This window comes from Streptomyces sp. NPDC060366, assembly GCF_042725135.1.
Classification (GTDB): Bacteria; Actinomycetota; Actinomycetes; order Streptomycetales; family Streptomycetaceae; genus Streptomyces.
The window spans coordinates 119,535-138,252 of record NZ_JBHXDC010000010.1; the positions used below are offsets into that span (position 1 = coordinate 119,535).

Here is an 18,718-nt window from a genome sequence, read left to right on the forward strand (position 1 = left end):
TACCGAGAAGGAGTCGTCATGATCGATATCGAGGACCGGCTGACGCTCGACGAGCGCTCCCGAGTCGACTACATCCTGGCCCTGCGCAAGCAGTGGGCCAACACCGTCTATCCCGCGCTGACGCGGGAGTACGCCGCGGACGGCGAACCGCCGGCGGAGACCGTCGAGCAGGCGGCGAACCGGCTCCACGAGCTCAGCCTCTACCCATGGTTCAGCCATCTGGAGCGGGTCCAGCAGAAGATGCTGTGGAAGGCGGCCGGCGAGGCGGTGCTCAGCCGCCGCGCACAGCTCACCGAGCAGCTGGCCGAGGCCGCAGGGGACGGCGCGGGCACGCTCACCCTCAACTCGTCCGTCGAACTGCCCTCCTGGTACACGGACTTCGACATCCACATCCAGCCCGGCGGCTTCTACTCCGACGACATGTCCGCCTACGTCTACGAGTTCGGCGCCCGCATCGTGATGCTGCGGGACAACGACGGCTACAAGTTCCACAAGCTGTTCACGCAGACGGCCCTCCCCGAACTCCCGGCCGCCGAACGGGTCGTGGACATCGGCTGCGGCTTCGGGAAGAGCACCCGGCCGCTCGCGGGCAAGTACCCCGGCGCGGAGATCATCGGGATCGACCTCGCGGCACCGGGGCTGCGCCTGGCACACGCCGAGGCAGCCGCCGAGGGCCTCGCTCTCAGCTACCGCCAGGCCGACGGGCGCGCGACCGGACTGGAGTCCGGGTCCTGCGACGTCGTCACCGGCACGATGGTGCTGCACGAGATGCCGACCGACGCGGTCCGCGAAACCATCCACGAGGCCGTGCGGCTCCTCAAGCCCGGCGGGGCGCTCCGATTCCTGGAGTTCCAGCCGACCGGCGACCCGTTCCGCGACGCCACCGTCTTCGAGCACGCCGAACGGAACAACGAGCCCTTCTTCCACGACCTTTTCGGGTCCGACCTGCTCGCGATGTGCCGGGAGGCCGGGCTGACCGGCGCCTCCTGGGCCCCCTTCGACGAGCGCAACGACGGCGTCCGCGAGGACGGCTGGGGCGACCGTCGCGAATGGCACTTTCCCTGGGCCGTACTGGCGGCGAACAAGCCGGAGGAACGATGAGTGACGAGTTCGACTACTTCAAGGACCCGCGCATCGGCAAACTGCTCGACCTGGTCCTGCAACTCAGTACCGACGTCCATGTCACCGCCCAGCGGACCCTCGCCCTGGAGGCGCTGCTAATCAGGAACGGGACGCTGAAACAAGGGGAGTTGGACTCCTTCCTCCCCGAGCCCGCCGAGCAGGACATCCTCGACCGTGGGCGGGAGGAGATGCTGGGCCGCCTCGTCAGCATCCTCTCCGAGGCGGGACCCGCCGAGCACCCGCTGCGCGACCAGTGGGAAGAGCTCCTGACGAGGCGGGCCGGCTGATGGACGCCCGGCACGAACAGCCCACCGCTCTGGTGGACCGCTATCTGCGGCTGTGCGAGGACCGGGACCTCGACGCCGCGGCCGGTCTGCTGGCACCGGGCGTGGTCCTGGTCTTCCCCGGCGGGCAGCGGTACGCCTCGCTCGCCGCGATGGCGGCGAACGCTCGAGGCGACTATCGCTGGGTGCGAAAACGGCGCGAGCGGTACTTCGCAGGCCCCCTGCCGGACGGCTCCGGTGCCGCCGCCGTCACCTCCCTCGGCACGCTCTACGGGGAAGACCTCGCGGGCATCCCGTTCGAAGGCATCCGCTACGCGGACGTCTTCGTCGTCCAGGACGGACTCATCACCGAGCAGCACGTCTACAACGATCTCGCTCTCGCCGGAACATCCCGCTCCACCGCCATCGGCGCACCCTCAGACCCACCGATCCGAACGAGGTGTCGGACATGAAGCGTTCCCTACGAATCGGCTGCGCGGCGATCGCCGTCGCCACCCTCTCGGCGACCGCCGCCTGCGGCGGCGGATCAGCCTCCTCCAGCAAGGAGAAGGGCGGCACGGCGACGATCGAGTTCTCCATCGCCTCAGCCGTGATCGGTCCCAAGGAAGAGGTCGCCACCTATGCCGTCGGCAAGGAGGAGGGCTTCCTCGACAAGGAGCGGATCAAGGTCGAGACTTCCAACGCGGACGGCTCGGTGGCCGCGCTCCAAGCGGTCGCGTCGGGCAGCGCCGACATCACCGCCGCCGACGTCGGCGCGATCCTCGCGGCCCGCGAGAAGGGCGTACCGGTCAAGGCGATCGGCGGACTGGTACAGAACTGGCCCTGGGTGATGGCCGTTCCGCCCGGCAGCGGCATCAAGACGGCGGCCGACCTCAAGGGCAAGAAGATCGGCGTGATCAGTCTCGCCTCGGGATCGGCGATGTACGCGAGGGCGTACGCGGCGAACGCCGGACTGGACGAGAAGGACATCGAACTGCTCCCGGTCGGGGTGGGGGCGCAGGCCGCTTCCACCCTCAAGGACGGCAAGGTCGACGCCCTCGCCCTCTACACCCAGGCGTACACCACGATCGAGAACACCGGCACGACCTACCGCTACCTCGACAACCCGGACATGTTCCAGGGCATCCGCTCCATCACCTTCGCGGTGCGCGAGGACACGCTCGACAAGCGCAGGGACGAACTCGTCCGGTTCCTGCGGGCCTCCTACCAGTCGATGCTCTTCTCGGCGGTCAGCCCGGAGGCGGCGATGAGGGACGGATACAAGGTCTTCCCCCAGGTCCTCGCCGGCAAGTCGGCCGACGACCGCATCGCCGGCGACACCAAGATCTTCGAAACCTGGATGAAGTCGGCCACCCCCAGCAGCGGGAACCCCCAGGACTTCGCCGACTGGGGCGCAATCAGTGACCAGGAGTGGCAGAAGACCGCGGCGTACACCAAGGAGTCCGGACAGATCACCAAGGACGTCCGGATCGAGGACGTCTGGGACGGCAGCCTCCTCAAGGAGGCGAACGACTTCGACTCCGCGGCCGTCGTCGCCCGCGCGCAGAAGGCCGGGACCACCACCGGCTAGTACCGGCCGACCCCTCAGTACCGAATGGACCGAGAGTTAAGGACGCCAGCATGGCCATCAGAACACTCGGCCGCCGACAGGCGGCCGCACCGGCCCCCACGGCTGACGAAACGGCCTGGATCGAGGTGGCCGGCCTGGAGAAGCTGTACCGCCCCCGCAGGTCGGAACCGACCCGGGCCCTGTCGGACATCGATTTCCAGGTGCGGCGGGGGGAATTCGTCTCCGTCGTCGGCCCCTCCGGCTGCGGCAAGACCACGATGCTCAAGATCCTCGCCGGCCTCATTCCCAGGACCGCGGGCACGGTGCGCGTGGCCGGGCGCGAGGTGACGGGGCCGCTGCCGGAGATCGGCATGGTCTTCCAGGCGGCGACGCTCCTGCCCTGGCGCACCATCCTGGAGAACGTAATGGTGCCCGTGGAGGTCCAGCGGCTGGACCGGACGCGCTACCGCGAACAGGCCCGCCGACTGCTGAACATGGTCGGCCTCGATGGATTCGAGGGCAAGTACCCGCATGAGCTGAGCGGCGGCATGCAGCAACGGGCCGGTATCTGCCGGGCGTTGGTGCACGATCCGGCGGTACTGCTCATGGACGAGCCGTTCGGTGCCCTCGACGCCATGACCCGCGAGTACATGAACGTCGAACTCCTGCGCATCTGGCGGGAGAGCGGGCAGACCATCATCTTCGTCACCCACTCCATACCCGAGGCCGTGTTCCTCTCGGACAGGGTCATCGTGCTCACCCCCCGGCCCGGAAGCATCGCCGAGGTCGTGGACATCGATCTGGAACGGCCGCGCGACCTCGGCGTGATGGCCTCCGACCGGGCCGGGGTGTACGTGGACCGGATCCGCCGTCATTTCCATGCCACCGGCGTGATGGGCTGAGGAGGCCTCCGATGACGATCACCAAGACCGGCACCGACGGCACCTCACCGTCGGCCACCGACCCGGGGCCGCCGAAGCGCGGGCGCCGCCGGCCGCACCTGCCCGACCTGCGCGAGCGCCCCGAATTCATCCTGGTCCCCGGCGTGTTCGTCCTGGTCGTCCTGGTGTGGGAGTACGCCATCAGGCCCCTCGGGATCGACGAGTACGTCCTGCCGCGCCCCTCGCAGATCGCCGACGCGCTGTGGACACAGCTCAACGACCCGCTGTTCTGGTCCCACTTCAGGGTCACGCTCCAGGAGTCCGTGCTCGGCTTCCTGCTCGGTGTGAGCGCCGCGATGATCCTCGGTACCGCGATCAGCCAGGTACGGATCATCGAGCGCACCTTCATGCCGTACATAGTGGCGTTCCAGACCGTTCCGAAGGTGGCACTGGCCCCGCTGTTCGTCGTCTGGTTCGGCTTCGGCATGACCAGCAAAGTCGTGATGGCCGCGGTCATCTCGTTCTTCCCGGTTCTCGTCAACGTGATCGAAGGGCTGCGGTCGGCGGACGCCGAACGGATCCAGATGCTGACCGTCTTCGGCGCGAGCCGGGCCCAGGTGTTCCGGATGGTCCAGCTCCCCAACGCGCTGCCGTTCATCTTCGCCGGGCTCGACATCGGGATCGTGTTCGCGATCCTCGGCGCCGTCGTCGGCGAGTTCATCGGTGCCAAGGAGGGCCTCGGCTACCTGCTGCTCCAGACGAACTACAACTTCGACATCGCAGGCATGTTCGCGGTGCTGCTGGTCCTGTCGGTGCTCGGCCTGCTGGCGCACTTCGTCATCCGATTCGCCCAGCGCCGTCTCGCCTTCTGGTCCGAGGAGAACCGGGTGATCGCGTCATGAACGACCCCGTCCGGCTCGACGGCCATGTCGCCCTGGTCACCGGAGCGGCAGGCGGCATCGGCGCGGCCGTGGCCCGCCGGCTGGCCGGACTCGGCTGCCGGGTCGCCCGCGCGGACCTGGCGGCTCCCGCCGACTGGGAGCCCGAAGGGCCGGACGGGGGCGGTCACACCCGCCACCGTGTCGATGTCCGTTCCACTGCGTCCTGCCAGGAACTTCTCGCGGAGGTGCTCGCGGCGCACGGCAGGCTGGACCACCTGGTGAACAACGCGGGAATCGTCCGCAGAGGACCGGCGGCAGAGATGACCGACGAGGACTTCACCACCGTCGTGGACGTCAACCTCTGCGGCACCTTCCGGGTCACCCGCGCCGCTTACCCGGCGCTGAAGGCCGCCGGTTCGGCCAGTGTCGTCAACATCGGCTCCACCAACGGCCGGATCGCGGTCCTCGACTCGCTCGGCTACTGCGTCAGCAAGGCGGCCGTGATGCACATGGCCAGGGTCCTCGCCCTGGAGTGGGCACCCGACGGGATCAGGGTCAACGCCGTCGCCCCCACCATCGTGAGCACCGACATGACGGCGGACGTCCGCAGCGACGCGGACTACTTCCGGGACAAGCTCGCCTCCATTCCGCTGGGGCGCATGGCCGACCGGGATGACGTGGCCAATGCGGTCGCCCATCTACTCAGCCCCGCCGCGGCGATGACCACCGGCCACACCTTGTTCGTCGACGGCGGCGCCACGATCCACTGACCGACCGCCGCCTCAGGACCGCGAGGCCCCGTGACGACTGCCCCAACTGACAAGAAGGAAGAGAAGAGCCGATGCCCGAACCGGACCTCTCCGCCGCACTCGCTGCGGTCGACACCCACTTCGACACCTTCGTGACCGAACTCCAGGAACTGTGCCGCATCCGCAGCCGCCGCCAGGAGGCGGACCAGATGCGTGCCACGGCCGACTTCCTCGCCGGTTCTCTCGGGCGCTGGGGCGGCAGCGCCGAGGTCATCCCCTGGGAGGAATCACATCCCTACGTCCTCGGCGAGATGCCCGGCGGCCGGCGGTCCCTGCTGCACTTCAACCACTACGACGTCGAGGTCGAGCCGACCGGCGACGACGACGCCTGGACCAGCCCTCCGTACGCGGCGGACGTCCGCGACGGAAAGCTGTACGCCCGGGGCGTCGCCGACGACAAGGGGGCGCTGCTCTCCCGGGTGCACGCCGCCGCCGCGTGGCGGCTGGCCGGCCTGGAAGCCCCGGTTACCAGCCGTTTCATCATGGAAGGCAAGAAGTGGCTGCACAGCCCCGGCCTGGACTCGTTCGTCGCCGCCCACCGCGACCGGCTCGGCTGCGACGGGGCGCTGTGGGAGAACTCCTGGGTCGACGGACAGGGCCGTCCGCTCCTCAAACTCGGTGAGAAGGGCGTCCTATACCTCCGGCTCACCGCCACCACCCTCAGTCGCGAACTGACCAGCCAGAACGCCGCGTTGCTGCCGACGGCCACCGCCCGCCTCGCCGCTGCGCTCTGCAGCCTCCAACGGCCGGACGGCACGGTCACGGTCGAGGGATTCGCCGACGACGCGCGGCAGCCGACCGAGCACGAGCGGGAACTGCTGCGGCAGCTGCCCTTCGACGGAGCCTTCCTGCGGGAGCGGGCTGGAGTCCAGACCTTCGTCGGCGGTCTTGACGACACCGAGGCCGCGATCGCCATCCGTACCCGGCCCACCCTGACGGTCACCGGGATCGAGGGCGGCGACACCCGCGACGACATCACCCTCGGGCTGCCCGCCACCGCGACCGCGAAGATCGAGATCCGGCTGATCGCGGGCCAGGACCCGCAGCGGGTCTTCACCATCTTGCGCAAACACCTGGTGGAGCACGGATTCGGTGATCTGGCTCTGGAGATCATGGCAGCCAGCCGCCCCCATCTGACGGACCACCGGGACCCGTTCGTCGCGCTGGTGGCCGACGCGGCCCGGCGGGCGTACGGCACCGAACCGATGGTTGAGCCCTTCACCCAGTGGATCGGCAACCAGGGCGCCTTCGGTGATCGCCCCATCGTCGGTATCGGCGTGTCCCGCGCGGATGCGGGGATCGACGGCCCCGACGAGCACATCCGCCTGGAGGACTACCGCACGGGCGTCAAGCACGTCATCGAGGTGATGGCCGCCCTGGCCGCGACGGAGGAGAACCGATGACCACCCATCTGCGGGGCTCCGCCCGCCGCGAATACGTCACCCTGCCGTGGGGCCGGGTCCACTACCGCCACGCCGGTGACCAGGACGCACCGGTGATCCTGATGCTGCATCAGTCGCCACTCTCCTCCGCCACCTACGAGCCGGCCCTGGCCCCGCTGGCGGCCCGGGGCGTACGGGCCGTGGCCGTGGACACCCCCGGATTCGGCATGTCGGACGCGGCTCCCGGACCCTGGTCGATACCGGAGTACGCGCGGGCCGTCTGGCAGATTGCCGACGCGATCGGCCTGGACAGCGTCCATCTGCTGGGTCAGCACACCGGGGCGATCGTGGCTGCCGAGGCCGCGCTGCAACAGCGTCAACGGGTCCGCGGACTGGTCTTCCAGGGCATCCCGCTCTACTCCGACGAGGAACGGGCCGAGAAGTCCGCCTCGTACGCGCCCGGTTACACACCCGCCCACGGCGGCGGCCATCTGCGGGTGATCTGGGACCGCGTGCGATGGCTGTACCCGACGATCGGCGCGGAGTCCGCCAGCCGCCAGGTCGCCGAATACCTCAGCGTCGGCCCCGACTACGCGGTGGCCTACCGCGCGGTCTTCGACCACCGACTCGACACGGCCGCCCTCGCAGGCATCCCCACCCTGCTGCTGCACGGCGGCGACGACGTGCTCAACCGGATGAACAAGGAGGTCCAAGCCGCTTTCCCCAACGCGCCTCTGACGGTGATCTCCGGCGGCACGGACTTCGTCGCCGAGGAACAGCCGGAGGAGTTCGCGTCCGCGCTCTCCGCCCACGTACGGGCCTGCGCCGCCGGCCCCCAGGCACCGGCCGACGAGGCCCGCGCGCCCGGCGCGCAAGACCGGGGCCCCGCCCCCGTACCGCTGTCAAAGCCCTTGTACACGGCGACAGTCGAGGCCGAAGGCGGCCGGGCGGGCCGGGTCCGCTCCCTGACCGGCGCACTGGACCTGCCGCTGTCCCGCCCAGCAGACCGTGGTGAGGGAGATCCGGGCAGCGACCCGGAGGAACTCTTCGCCGCCGGTTTCGCCGCCTGCTTCCGCAGCGCGCTGGAAGTGGCGGCCCGGCGGCGCCGTACCGCGCTCGCTGCGACGACGGTCAGCGCCTCGGTCACCCTGGGCATCACCAGCCCTGCGGGCATCTCAGGCCCCGACAGCTACGGGCTCGTCGTCGCGCTCCACGTCAGCGACCCCGGCGTACCGACCGACGAGCTGGCGGAACTGGTCGCGGACGCCGACCGGATCTGCCCCTACGCCAACGCGATACGCGGCAACATACCGGTGTCCACACAGGTGACAGGGAAAGGCTGAGCGGCTTGTTCCCTTGCCCCCGTCCCCCCACCAGGCCGCGCCGCCGGCCACGACACGACCGAGGACCCCATGACTACCGAGGACAGTCTCGCCCACCCGGACCAGCCCCGATCGGGCATCGCCCGCGCCTTGGCGGTCATCGACGCCATCGGCCGTTCGCCGCAGAAGCACGGGGTGTCGACGATCGCCCGGGAGACCGGTCTGTCCAAAGCGGTGGCCTACCGCATCCTGCGGGAACTGGTGTCGGGTCAGTTCCTGCGCTTCGACGAGGAGACCAAGCTCTACGGTCTCGGCCCCGGGGCCCTGAACATCGGCCTCGCCGCCATGCGTGAGCTGGACATACCCGCTGTCGCGCACCGTCATCTCGCGACGCTGTCCGAGCTGACCGGCCAGACGAGCACCCTGTCCGTGCGCCAGGGCTGGTCCCGCGTCTACGTCGACCAGGTGCTCTCCCGTCACGAGATCCGGATGTCCGTCGCGCTCGGCACCAGTCATCCGCTGCACGCCGGATCGTCGTCCAAGGCGATCCTCGCGGCGCTGCCCGACTCGGAGGTGGAGGACTACATCGGCCACCACGAGCTGGACAGCGTCACGGCGGCCACGATCACCTCCGCCGATCTGCTCAGGGAGGAGATCGCCCGGATCAGGAGGCTCGGCTACGCGGCCAGTTACGGGGAGCGGCAGACCGAGGCGGCAAGTGTCGCCGCCGCCGTGCACGGGGCCACCGGGCAGGTGGTCGCCTCCTTGTCGGTCTGCGGCACCAAGGCGATGTTCGACGGCGACGGCAGCAGCCAGGAACGGCTGGGCGAAGCGGTGGCCAGGGCGGCGGCGGCGGTCTCCGCCGATCTGGGTGCCGGGCACCGCGGCCCGGCGGGTGTGGCGCCCGTACGGCAGCAGAAGGGGCAGGCAGGTCTGTCCGCCGTCCCACGAGAGGAGCACCATGAGTGACCCGACCGCCCCGGCGGAGGGCTCCGCCGAGGTCCCGGTGGCTCCGCCGGGACCGCTCCACGGATTGCTGGTGGTCGACGCGTCGACCATCCTCGCCGGCCCGCTCTGCGCCCAACTGCTGGGCGACTACGGCGCGGACGTCATCAAGATCGAGCACCCTGTCGCCGGCGACGGCATGCGCGGGCACGGCCACACCAAGGACGGCCACTCCCTGTGGTGGAAGGAGATATCCCGGAACAAGCGCACGGTCGGCCTCAGTCTCTCCGTTCCCGGGGGAGCGAAGATCTTCCGCTCCCTGATCGCCCGTGCCGACGTCCTTGTCGAGAACTTCCGCCCCGGCACGTTGGAGCGCTGGGGCCTGGGCCCCGAGGAACTGCATCGCGTCAACCCGGGTCTCGTCATCGTCCGGATCACCGGCTTCGGACAGACCGGCCCCTACGCCGGCCGGGCGGGATTCGGCACCCTGGCCGAGGCCATGAGCGGTTTCGCCCATCTGACCGGGGCGGACGACGGGCCGCCCACCCTGCCGGCGTTCGGGCTCGCCGACAGCCTCTGCGGTATCGCCGCGTCGTCGGCGGCGGCCATGGCCCTCTTCGCCCGTGAACGCGACCCGCACCGCCGCGGCCAGGTCGTGGACATGAGTCTGCTGGAGCCGCTGATGGCCGCGGTCGGTCCCTCGCCCACGGTCTACGACCAACTCGGCCTGGTGGAAAGGCGGCACGGCAACCGCTCCACCAACAACGCGCCCCGCAACACCTATCTCACCTCCGACGGCCACTGGGTCGCGGTGTCCACCAGCGCCCAGGTCATCGCCGAGCGAGTACTGCGCCTCGTCGGCCACCCGGAGGTCATCGACGAGCCGTGGTTCGCCTCCGGGGGTGGCCGGGCCGCGCACGCCGATCTCCTCGACGGCATGGTCGGCGACTGGATCGCGGCCCGTACCCGCGACAAGGTGATCGAGGAGTTCACGGCCGCCGGCGCGGCGGTGGCACCCGTCTACGACGCCCGCGACATCGTCGAGGACCAGCACATCCGGGAGACCCGGATGATCACCGAGGTGGCCGACGACGACCTCGGACCGCTGCTGATGCACAACGTCATGTGGCGCATGTCGCGTTCGCCTGGATCGATCCGCTTCACCGGCCGGTCCCTGGGGGCGGACACGGAGAGCGTCCTGGTGGACGAACTCGGCCTGGACCCCGCCGAGGTGGCGCGGCTCCGGGAGGAACGCACCGTCGCCTGAACAACGTCGGGGAGGCCGGGCGCCCCGGCCGCCAACGACCGCACGTACCCGGCCCCGTGCCGGGAGCCGCACTTCGATCAGAAACGGATACTCCAGTGAGCAGCACCACGACATCATCGGGCCCGCTGGCCCGACCCGGGAGGGACCGCCTCCTGGACGCGCTGCGGGACGGTGTACGGGCCTACGACCTTGCGCGGCCGATGTTCATCGGTATGCCGCAGTCCCCCAACCACCCGGCCTACTGGCACACCCTGCCGCGCCGCCACGGGGACCGGATCAGATCCGACGGGGGCTCGGCCGCCAACGACATGCTCGTGATGGGCACGCACGTGGGCACCCATATCGACGCACTCGCCCATGTCTCCCACAACGGCCTGCTGCACGGCGGGGCCGACGCGGCGGAGGCGGGAGCCGGCGGGTTCTACGCCGACCACGGTGTCCACACCATCGAGCCCATGGTCCGCCGCGGCGTCCTGCTCGACATCCCCGCCGTGCGCGGGGAGGAGTGCTGCCCGCCGGGTTACGAGATCACCCCGGCCGATCTCGAAGCGGCCGCGCGGCGGCAGGGCACCGCGATCGGCGAAGGCGACGTGGTGCTGATCCGCAGCGGCTGGGGGCGCCACTTCCACGACCCCGACACCCGCACCTACACAGGAGGGGAGTCGGGTGTGCCGGGGATCTCGGAGGCGGGAGCGCGCCTGCTGGCCGCCCGGCGCGTCCACGCGGCGGGCGCCGACACCATCGCCTTCGAAAGGCTGGCGCCCGGTCAGGGACACAGCGTGCTGCCCGCGCACCGGGTGCTCCTGGTGGAGTCCGGCATCTACATCATCGAGACGCTGGCGCTGGAGGAGATCGCCGAAAAGCGGGTGTACGAGTTCACGTTCGTCCTCGCGCCACTGCCGCTGTACGGCGCCACCGGGTCGCCGGTGCGTCCGCTGGCGCTGGTCGGTGACGACCGGCCGACGACCGGGAGGGCCACCGATGGCTGAGCCGACACTCGCCGGTGAGCTGGCGGCCTTCGCCGCGGGCACCCCGTACGACGCGCTGCCCGCCGATGTGACCCACAGCGTCGGGCGACGGGTCCTGGACATCCTCGGACTGTGCGTCGCCGCCCACCGCCTGCCCACCAGCGGCGCGATCATCGCGCACGTCACCGAGCAGGGCGGACGCCCGCAGGCCCACGCGGTCGGCGGCGGTCCAGAGGCGCTGCCGGCCCCGCTGGCCGCGCTCGCCAACGGCGTACTCGCCCACTCCCTGGACTACGACGACACCCATCTGCCGTCCGTGCTGCACCCCAGCGCCTCCGTCGTTCCCGCCGCGCTCGCCGCCGCCGAACTGGCCGGTGCCTCTGGCCGGGAGACCGTACGCGCCGTCGCCATCGGCCTGGAGGTGTGCGTCCGGCTCGGGATGGCCGGCTACGACCCGGAAGCGGGCAACTCGACTTTCTTCGAGCACGGCCAGCACGCGACGTCCATCTGCGGGACACTGGGCGGTGCCGTCGCCGCGGGGACCCTGCTCGGCCTGGACGAGCGCGGTCTCACGGATGTGCTGGGCATCGCCGCGTCCACCGCGTCCGGCATCATCGAGGCCAACCGCACCGGCGGCACCGTCAAACGGCTGCACTGCGGGTGGGCGGCGCACTCCGCCGTCACCGCGGCACAGTTGGTGGCCCGGGGCTTCACCGGACCGCCGACCGTACTGGAGGGCAGGTTCGGCTTCTTCCAGGCGTTCCTGCACGGTGTCTACGCGCCGCAGGAGATCACCCGCGGCCTCGGCACCGACTGGGCCGTACCCGGCATCTTCTTCAAGCCCTACCCCGCCAACCACTTCACCCATACCGCAGTGGACGCGGCCCTGGAACTGCGCCGCCGGGGACTGGTCCCCGACGAGGTGGAGTCCGCCGTCCTCGGGGTGCCCTCCCCGGTCCTGCGGACCATCGGCCAGCCCCTGGAGCGCAAGCGCGCGCCGGAGAACGGATACGAGGCTCAGTTCAGCGGCCCCTACGCCGTGGCCGCCGCGCTCTACGGAGCGGGCGAGGGGCTGGGTGTCGGCCTCGGCGACTACACCGACACGCTGGCCCGCGAGCCGCGGCGGCGCGCACTGATGGCGAAGATCGACGTGGTGGCTGACGCGCGGGCCACCGCCGGCTTCCCGTACCAGTTCCCCGCCACGCTGACCGTCCGCGACACCCGCGGCCGGACCTGGCACACGGAGATGCTCACCAACCGGGGCGGCACCGACCGTCCGCTCACCGACGGTGAGCTGGAGACGAAGTTCCGGGACAACACGGCGGGTCGGCTGTCCCCGGCCACCGCCGACGCCGTGACGGCGCGGGCCCGGGGGCTCGAAAAGCTTGACGACATCCATGAACTCACCCGCCTCTTGGCGGAGTTCGACAGCGACAGCGGGAGGCAGTGAGATGAGCGACTACGACCTTGTGGTGAAGAACGCCCGAGTGGTCAGCCACGAGCGGGACGAGCCCGTCACGGCGGACATCGCGGTCCGCGACGGCCGTATCGCCCTGGTGGCGCCTGAGACAGGCGCCGGTCCCGGCACCGAGGTGGTCGACGCCGGCGGCAGGCTCGCCTTCCCCGGTGTGGTGGACGCGCACCAGCACTGGGGCATTTACAACGAGCTGGCGCAGGACGCCGCTTCGGAGAGCCGGGCCGGCGCGCAGGGCGGTGTGACCACGGCGCTCACCTATATGCGGACCGGGCAGTACTACCTCAACAAGGGAGGCCCGTACGCGGACTTCTTCCCAGAGGTGCTCGCGGCGGCTGAGGGGCGCGCCCACATCGACTACGCGTTCCATCTGGCGCCGATGAGCCGCGGCCACATCGACGAGATCCCCGATCTCATCGAGCGGTTCGGGGTGAGTTCGTTCAAAATCTTCATGTTCTACGGCAGCCACGGACTGCACGGGCGCTCCGCCGACCAGAACTCCTTCCTGATGACTCCGGAGGGCGAGCGTTACGACTACGCGCACTTCGAATTCGTGATGCGCGGCATCCAGGCGGCGCGCGAGCGCTTCCCGGATCTCGCCGACCGGATCTCGCTGTCGCTGCACTGCGAGACGGCGGAAATCATGAGCGCGTATACCCAACTGGTCGAGGAAGCGGGGGAGTTGACCGGCCTGGCCGCCTACCACGCGTCCCGGCCCCCGCACTCGGAAGGGCTGGCCGTCTCCATCGCCGCCTACCTGGCGCACGAGACCGAGCTGCCGACGATCAACCTGCTGCACCTCTCCTCGCGCAAGGCGGTGGACGCGGCCGTCCGGATGGCGCGGGCCTTCCCGCACATCGACTTCCGCCGCGAGGTCACGGTCGGACACCTGCTCGCCGACATCACCACCGCACATGGGATCGGTGGCAAGGTCAACCCGCCGCTGCGGCCTCGCGAGGACGTCGAGGCGCTGTGGGAGTACGTCCTGGACGGCACCGTCGACTGGGTCGTGAGCGACCACGCCTGCTGCCGCGAGGAGCTGAAATTCGGCGAGCCGAAGGACGACGTGTTCCTCGCCAAGTCCGGTTTCGGCGGCGCCGAGTACCTGCTGCCCGGACTGATCACCGAAGGGAGCAAACGGGGCCTGTCCTACGGCCGGATAGCCGCTCTTACTTCCTGGAACCCGGCCCAGCGCTACGGTCTCGGTACCAAAGGAGCGATCGCCGCGGGCCACGACGCCGACTTCTGTCTGGTGGACCCTGACGCGCACTGGACCGTACGGGCCGCGGATTCCGAATCGGCCCAGGAGTACACGCCGTTCGAGGGCTTCGGTCTCACTGCACAGGTCACCGACACCTTCCTGAGGGGCCGCCAAATCCTCCGGGCGGGCAAGCCGGTCGGCGAACCGTCCGGTCGCTACCTGCATCGGCCGGTGGCACGGCCGTGACACGCCAAGCGGCCCTGCCGCGCGGAATGGCGCGGGAGGGGGCCGGGCCGTGAGATCCGCACTGTACGTCCCAGGCGACCGGCCGGACATGCTGGCCAAGGCGCCGTCCCGGGGCGCCGACGCCCTCATTGTCGACCTGGAGGACGCCGTCCCGCCCGCGGGCAAGGACCGGGCCAGATCGACGGTCGCGGCCTGGCTCGCCGGGCGGAAGACCGACCCGGCGGGACCCGGGATCTGGGTACGGGTCAACCCCGGGGAGCGCGGGCACGACGACGTTCGTGCCCTGCTCGGCAGGGGAGTCACCGGCTTCTTCGTGGCCAAGGCGGAGTCGCCGGAGGACATCGATGCCGTGGCCGGCCTGCTCGCGGACGACCCGTCGGCGGTGCTCTGCCCCGTCCTGGAAAGCGCGGCGGCCGTCCTGGCGGCCCCCCGCATCGCCAGCTGTCCACGCGTCGCGCGTCTTCAGCTGGGGGAGGCCGATCTACGGGCGGACCTCGGGGTCTCGCCCGGCCCCGGAGAGCCCGAACTGCTCTGGGCCCGGTCCCATGTGGTCCTCGCATCGGCGGCGGCGGGCCTCGCCCCACCCATGGCACCGGCCAGCACAGACGTACGTGACCTCGGGGCGCTGAAGGCCAGCACGGAGGCGTTGAAACGGCTCGGCTTCCGCGGACGTACCTGTGTGCATCCCGCCCAATTGCCGGTGGTCCACGGGGTGTTCACCCCGACCCCCGACGAACTGGCCCGCGCCCGCGATCTTGTAGCCCGCTTCGAATCCGCCCATGGCGGAGCGATGTTGGACGAGGGGGGCCGCATGGTCGACGAGGCGGTCGTCCGACGAGCCCGCCGCCTGCTCTCCGAGACACCGGTGCCGGTCCTCGATCGCGGGGCGACCGAGGACACAGCAGGCCCGTCCGGCGCTTGAGGACGAACCGTCCCACCGGACGGCCCGGTGAGCATTTCGCGGTGATCGAGCCGTTGCTGCCGCCTGCGGGGCGGGCTCGTGGCCGGTGGCGGGGTCACCGTCAAATTCTTGACGGCATCGTCTTCAAGTTCCGCACCGGCTTTCCCTGGAGCCCCGTTGTCGTTCGACGCCGGCTGACCCGACTCGAGGAGGCGGGGCTCATCGTCTTCTGGTCGCCGGTCCTCACAACGTCTGGCTGGGGCGCTGACCGGCGATAGGCGTTCGGCTCGGGTGCGGACCGGCAGGTGCTTCGCTGGAGCCATTCCATGGCCTTTCAGGCTACGAGTTGGTCATGCGTTGGTCATCCAGAGGCCCATGACCTGCGTTTTTCCTGGTCAGCGCGGTGGCTTTTTTGCCGCCGGGACGAGGTGGGGGATGAGGCGGACGTAGGCGACCGCTGCGATGTACAGGGCGTCCGGCAGAGCCGGGCGCCCTTTCCGCCAGGGGGGTGCTGGAGCAGTTCCATGACCAGGTCTGGTCGAGCGGATGGAACACCACCAGATCGCGGTGTATCTCGGCGCGATGGCGGCCAGCCGGCTCCTGGCCAAGGACCCGGAGGGTCGTTCGGAAGCAGCACACCTACAAGGTCCGTATCCCCGTCGGCGTCAAGGGCGGGCAGGTGGTCCGAATCAGGGAACTCGGCGCGCCGGGAAAGCACGGCGGAGCGCCGGGGGACCTGTACGTCACCGGCTGATCGGCCGGGCGCGGGCGAGCGGGGGGTCTTCTCGATCGATGTCCTGCCAGGCAGTATCAGTTGCATGCCCGTTTTCGCGGAGATGCCAGGCCAGGGCGGCACGGGGCCGGTGGTGACGGTGGGCACCGATTCCGTCCCGGCGCTGGAGCGGTTTGGTTGGTGGTCCGAAATGGTCGGCCACGAAGTCATGCCCGTGGCGGTACGCAGCGCGCACACGGCCGTCTTCCGGGGCCGGGCGGAAGCCGTCGTGCTGCCGCACAGTCAGGTGACGACCTTCGATTTCTCCCCGATGACTGCCCGCCGCTCGCCGGTCCACATCCGCCGCCACGACCCCGAGAACTACTATCTGCTCCTGGTTCGAGACAGCTCGGTCCGGCTGGAGCAGGCGCGCGGCGTCGCCTGCCTCCAAGCCGGCGACATGGCCCTGTTCTCCACATCGCGTCCGCTGGTCTGCGAGTTCCTCGACCACGGTCGGCAGACCCGCCTGACGCTGATGCGGCTGCCGCGCCCCGTCCCGCCGCTGGCCGACGGCCGGGCCGACCGGCTGCTGGCCGAGCCGCTGCCGCCCCTGGCCGGGTCGGCGGCCCTGCTCGGCCTGTACCTGGCACAGCTGCCGCAGGCCGCCCGCACCTGCGGTCCGGTGGAGCTGGCCCGGCTCGGCGCCATCGGGGTGGACCTGGCCGCCACCCTGGTGGCGGCCAGGCTCGGAGCCCAGGACACCCTGCCCGCCGAGACACGCAATGCGGTTCTGCTGGCCCGGATCAACGCCTTCATCGACCACCAGCTGGGCGACCCCGAGTTGAACCCTGCGGCCATCGCCGCCCACCACCACGTCTCCGTACGCACCCTCCACCTGCTGTTCCGAAGCGAACCGGAAACCGTCAGCGCCTCGATACGCCGGCGCCGCCTGGAACGCTGCCATGCCGACCTCACCGACCCCCGGCTGCGGCGGCGGTCCATCAGCGCCATCGCCGCCCGGTGGGGGATCCCGCGCCCGGCGGACTTCAGCCGGGCGTTCCGCGCCGCGTACGGCATGACGCCCAGAGAGCTCCGGCAGGCGGCGTCGCTCAGTCAGCCGGATGAGCAATGGGCTGCGCTGAGCGACAAGTAAGGCCGCACGCATCGCCAACTCGCGACCGATGGCGCCCGTCACGATGCGTGGATGGGTATGAAGATGTGGCGCAAAGGCACCGTCGCGACTCGGATGATCGCCGGGGCAGCCCTCGCTGTCCTGCTCACCGCATCCGTCGCCGCTTGTTCCGACGGCGGCAACGCCGAGCCATCCGCGCCATCCCAGGAGATGGACGACCACCAGGGCGAGCAGACGCCGGAGTTGGTCACCCCTTCCGGCAACGGTCTGCCCAGTTCGGACGAGGTCAATAGCATGCTGCCCACCGCGGAGGAGCTTCCCGCCGGCTGGAAGCTCTCAGGGGCGGATTCGGTGGGCTGGCGGGACGCCGCCGAAGCTCAGAACGCTGCCGGGCCTTTCGGGTGCGGTGCGAGCCCGTTGGAGGCTGCTGAAGTCGGCCTACGGATCGAGGACGCCATCAGTGCCGGCAATGAGGACAAGGGCGACGGCGCGTTCTTCCAGCTCAACGTGCCTACCGGTGAGGACGGCATTGAACCCCCGTCGAGCGTTGCCGAGGCAACCAGGATGATCGAGGAAAACCTCCCGCTGAAACAGAAGCTGTATGCCTGCTGGGGCCCGAAGCCGGCTGCCGACGATGGCGGCAACGGGCTGACCTTCGACACGCAACGCTTCACCCACATTTTCGTACCCGTGGGACCGGTGGAGGTAGTTGTCCATGCGCCCGTCGACGGCAAGCCGACAGCACAGGAGTGGGCCAGTGTTCTGGAGCAGCGTGTCCGGGCCGTATTGGAGGGAAGTACTCCGACAGCCCGCGCCACCCTGCGGTGAGGTGTCCGCGTCGCCCAGGCGATCTTGGCGAGCGCGGGTCCGGCCCGGCCGGCGTCGTACGGTCGCGATGACACCCGGTGCGATGTCCTCCCTTGTGGGCCAGGGACAGCCCGGCGTCCGGGCAGGGGTCTACCCCATCGACGGACGGGACAGCGGCCCGAGGCCTACCCCGGGGAGGTCATGGCCGGTTATTCCTCCGGCTTGAGACTGGCAATGCTGCAATGTTGTCGGGTACACGCCACCCTCGGACGCGAGAGAGGAGACAGGATGGGAAATCCAATGGGCACCGAGGGATTCGTCCGGGTGGTCGGGCGCCGTGCGGCGCTCCGATACGCGCTGGCGGGCGTCGCGGCCGCGGCCGTGGCTGCCTGTTCGGGTAATGGTTCCACCAGCGTCAGATCCCAGACCTTGGGGGCGTTCCTCAAGGGCAGTTGGCAGTTCGAGGCAGAGAACGGCATGGGGGCCCGGATTGACGTATCCGAAGACGGCCCGTTCCTACTGACGAGCACGGAGACTGCGTGGTCGGAGGAAGGCAGCTGGTCCTTTGAGGGCGGACGCCTCTCCGTGACGTTCGACCAGCGCCCCTCGTACGTGGTCCACGACGTTCCCGAAAGGGTGGAGAAGACGATCGAGGGCGGGCACACCCTGTCAGGGGGACTGATCGACGGCCAGGACGCGGGCTACTCGAAGATGCAGGTCAGCGGTGGCAAGGACAAATTGATGCTGACGTTCCCCGAGTACACGGACGACGGGCCCCGGGTGGTCACCTGCGTCCGAGTGGAGACCCACGAGGCGCCCTGAGGCGGTGCTGGGA

20 protein-coding genes are annotated in these 18,718 nt (G+C 70.1%); all 20 read left to right on the top strand.

The window, feature by feature from the left end:
• Positions 1-18: 18 nt before the first annotated feature.
• The 20 genes from ACFWHU_RS24110 (at position 19) to ACFWHU_RS24205 (ending at position 18,705) form a co-directional block, all read left to right on the top strand.
• The gene (locus ACFWHU_RS24110) at positions 19-1,101 is read left to right on the top strand and encodes a class I SAM-dependent methyltransferase (protein WP_385804315.1); all 1,083 of its coding nucleotides are present in this window, start codon (positions 19-21) and stop codon (positions 1,099-1,101) included.
• Complete coding sequence (locus ACFWHU_RS24115) at positions 1,098-1,409, top strand: hypothetical protein (RefSeq protein WP_387227044.1); 312 nt, start codon at positions 1,098-1,100, stop codon at positions 1,407-1,409. The genes ACFWHU_RS24110 and ACFWHU_RS24115 overlap by 4 nt, the downstream gene beginning before the upstream one ends.
• Positions 1,409-1,858 (top strand): nuclear transport factor 2 family protein, encoded by a 450-nt coding sequence (locus tag ACFWHU_RS24120; protein WP_385804319.1) that lies wholly within the window; start codon positions 1,409-1,411, stop codon positions 1,856-1,858. The genes ACFWHU_RS24115 and ACFWHU_RS24120 overlap by 1 nt, the downstream gene beginning before the upstream one ends.
• A complete protein-coding gene (locus ACFWHU_RS24125) occupies positions 1,855-2,976 on the top strand; it encodes an ABC transporter substrate-binding protein (RefSeq protein WP_387227046.1) in 1,122 nt (373 codons plus the stop codon). Before ACFWHU_RS24120 ends, ACFWHU_RS24125 begins: the two co-directional genes overlap by 4 nt.
• A gap of 50 nt (positions 2,977-3,026) precedes the next feature.
• Positions 3,027-3,857 (top strand): ABC transporter ATP-binding protein, encoded by an 831-nt coding sequence (locus ACFWHU_RS24130; RefSeq protein ID WP_385804323.1) that lies wholly within the window; start codon positions 3,027-3,029, stop codon positions 3,855-3,857.
• Positions 3,858-3,868: 11 nt separating this feature from the next.
• Entirely contained in the window at positions 3,869-4,738 is an 870-nt protein-coding gene (locus ACFWHU_RS24135) for an ABC transporter permease (protein WP_385804325.1), read from the top strand.
• Positions 4,735-5,487, top strand: a complete 753-nt coding sequence (locus tag ACFWHU_RS24140; RefSeq protein WP_387227049.1) for an SDR family NAD(P)-dependent oxidoreductase — start codon at positions 4,735-4,737, stop codon at positions 5,485-5,487. The genes ACFWHU_RS24135 and ACFWHU_RS24140 overlap by 4 nt, the downstream gene beginning before the upstream one ends.
• A 71-nt stretch (positions 5,488-5,558) precedes the next feature.
• Positions 5,559-6,929: a M20/M25/M40 family metallo-hydrolase gene (locus ACFWHU_RS24145; protein ID WP_385804329.1), complete on the top strand. Its 1,371-nt coding sequence runs from the start codon at positions 5,559-5,561 to the stop codon at positions 6,927-6,929.
• Complete coding sequence (locus tag ACFWHU_RS24150) at positions 6,926-8,251, top strand: Ohr family peroxiredoxin (protein WP_387227052.1); 1,326 nt, start codon at positions 6,926-6,928, stop codon at positions 8,249-8,251. Before ACFWHU_RS24145 ends, ACFWHU_RS24150 begins: the two co-directional genes overlap by 4 nt.
• A gap of 69 nt (positions 8,252-8,320) precedes the next feature.
• Positions 8,321-9,199 (top strand): IclR family transcriptional regulator, encoded by an 879-nt coding sequence (locus ACFWHU_RS24155; protein ID WP_387227054.1) that lies wholly within the window; start codon positions 8,321-8,323, stop codon positions 9,197-9,199.
• On the top strand, positions 9,192-10,442 hold the full coding sequence (locus ACFWHU_RS24160) for a CaiB/BaiF CoA transferase family protein (protein ID WP_385804335.1): 1,251 nt from the start codon (positions 9,192-9,194) through the stop codon (positions 10,440-10,442). Before ACFWHU_RS24155 ends, ACFWHU_RS24160 begins: the two co-directional genes overlap by 8 nt.
• 95 nt (positions 10,443-10,537) lie before the next feature.
• Positions 10,538-11,431, top strand: coding sequence for a cyclase family protein (locus tag ACFWHU_RS24165; protein WP_387227056.1), 894 nt, complete (start codon positions 10,538-10,540; stop codon positions 11,429-11,431).
• Positions 11,424-12,860 (top strand): MmgE/PrpD family protein, encoded by a 1,437-nt coding sequence (locus ACFWHU_RS24170; RefSeq protein ID WP_385804339.1) that lies wholly within the window; start codon positions 11,424-11,426, stop codon positions 12,858-12,860. The genes ACFWHU_RS24165 and ACFWHU_RS24170 overlap by 8 nt, the downstream gene beginning before the upstream one ends.
• 1 nt (position 12,861) lies before the next feature.
• The gene (locus ACFWHU_RS24175) at positions 12,862-14,331 is read left to right on the top strand and encodes a dihydroorotase family protein (protein ID WP_387227059.1); all 1,470 of its coding nucleotides are present in this window, start codon (positions 12,862-12,864) and stop codon (positions 14,329-14,331) included.
• Positions 14,332-14,380: 49 nt separating this feature from the next.
• Positions 14,381-15,253 carry an HpcH/HpaI aldolase/citrate lyase family protein gene (locus ACFWHU_RS24180; RefSeq protein ID WP_385804342.1) on the top strand — a complete coding sequence of 291 codons (873 nt, stop codon included), beginning with the start codon at positions 14,381-14,383 and terminating at the stop codon, positions 15,251-15,253.
• A gap of 41 nt (positions 15,254-15,294) precedes the next feature.
• Positions 15,295-15,510, top strand: a complete 216-nt coding sequence (locus ACFWHU_RS24185) for a hypothetical protein (RefSeq protein WP_387227061.1) — start codon at positions 15,295-15,297, stop codon at positions 15,508-15,510.
• 230 nt (positions 15,511-15,740) lie between these two features.
• The gene (locus ACFWHU_RS24190) at positions 15,741-15,986 is read left to right on the top strand and encodes a DnaJ C-terminal domain-containing protein (protein ID WP_387227064.1); all 246 of its coding nucleotides are present in this window, start codon (positions 15,741-15,743) and stop codon (positions 15,984-15,986) included.
• Between the two features lie 64 nt (positions 15,987-16,050).
• Positions 16,051-17,097, top strand: coding sequence for a helix-turn-helix domain-containing protein (locus ACFWHU_RS24195; protein WP_387227066.1), 1,047 nt, complete (start codon positions 16,051-16,053; stop codon positions 17,095-17,097).
• A 51-nt stretch (positions 17,098-17,148) separates the two neighbouring features.
• Positions 17,149-17,904: a hypothetical protein gene (locus ACFWHU_RS24200; RefSeq protein WP_387227068.1), complete on the top strand. Its 756-nt coding sequence runs from the start codon at positions 17,149-17,151 to the stop codon at positions 17,902-17,904.
• Positions 17,905-18,171: 267 nt separating this feature from the next.
• On the top strand, positions 18,172-18,705 hold the full coding sequence (locus tag ACFWHU_RS24205) for a hypothetical protein (protein ID WP_387227070.1): 534 nt from the start codon (positions 18,172-18,174) through the stop codon (positions 18,703-18,705).
• The last annotated feature ends 13 nt before the right edge of the window (positions 18,706-18,718 follow it).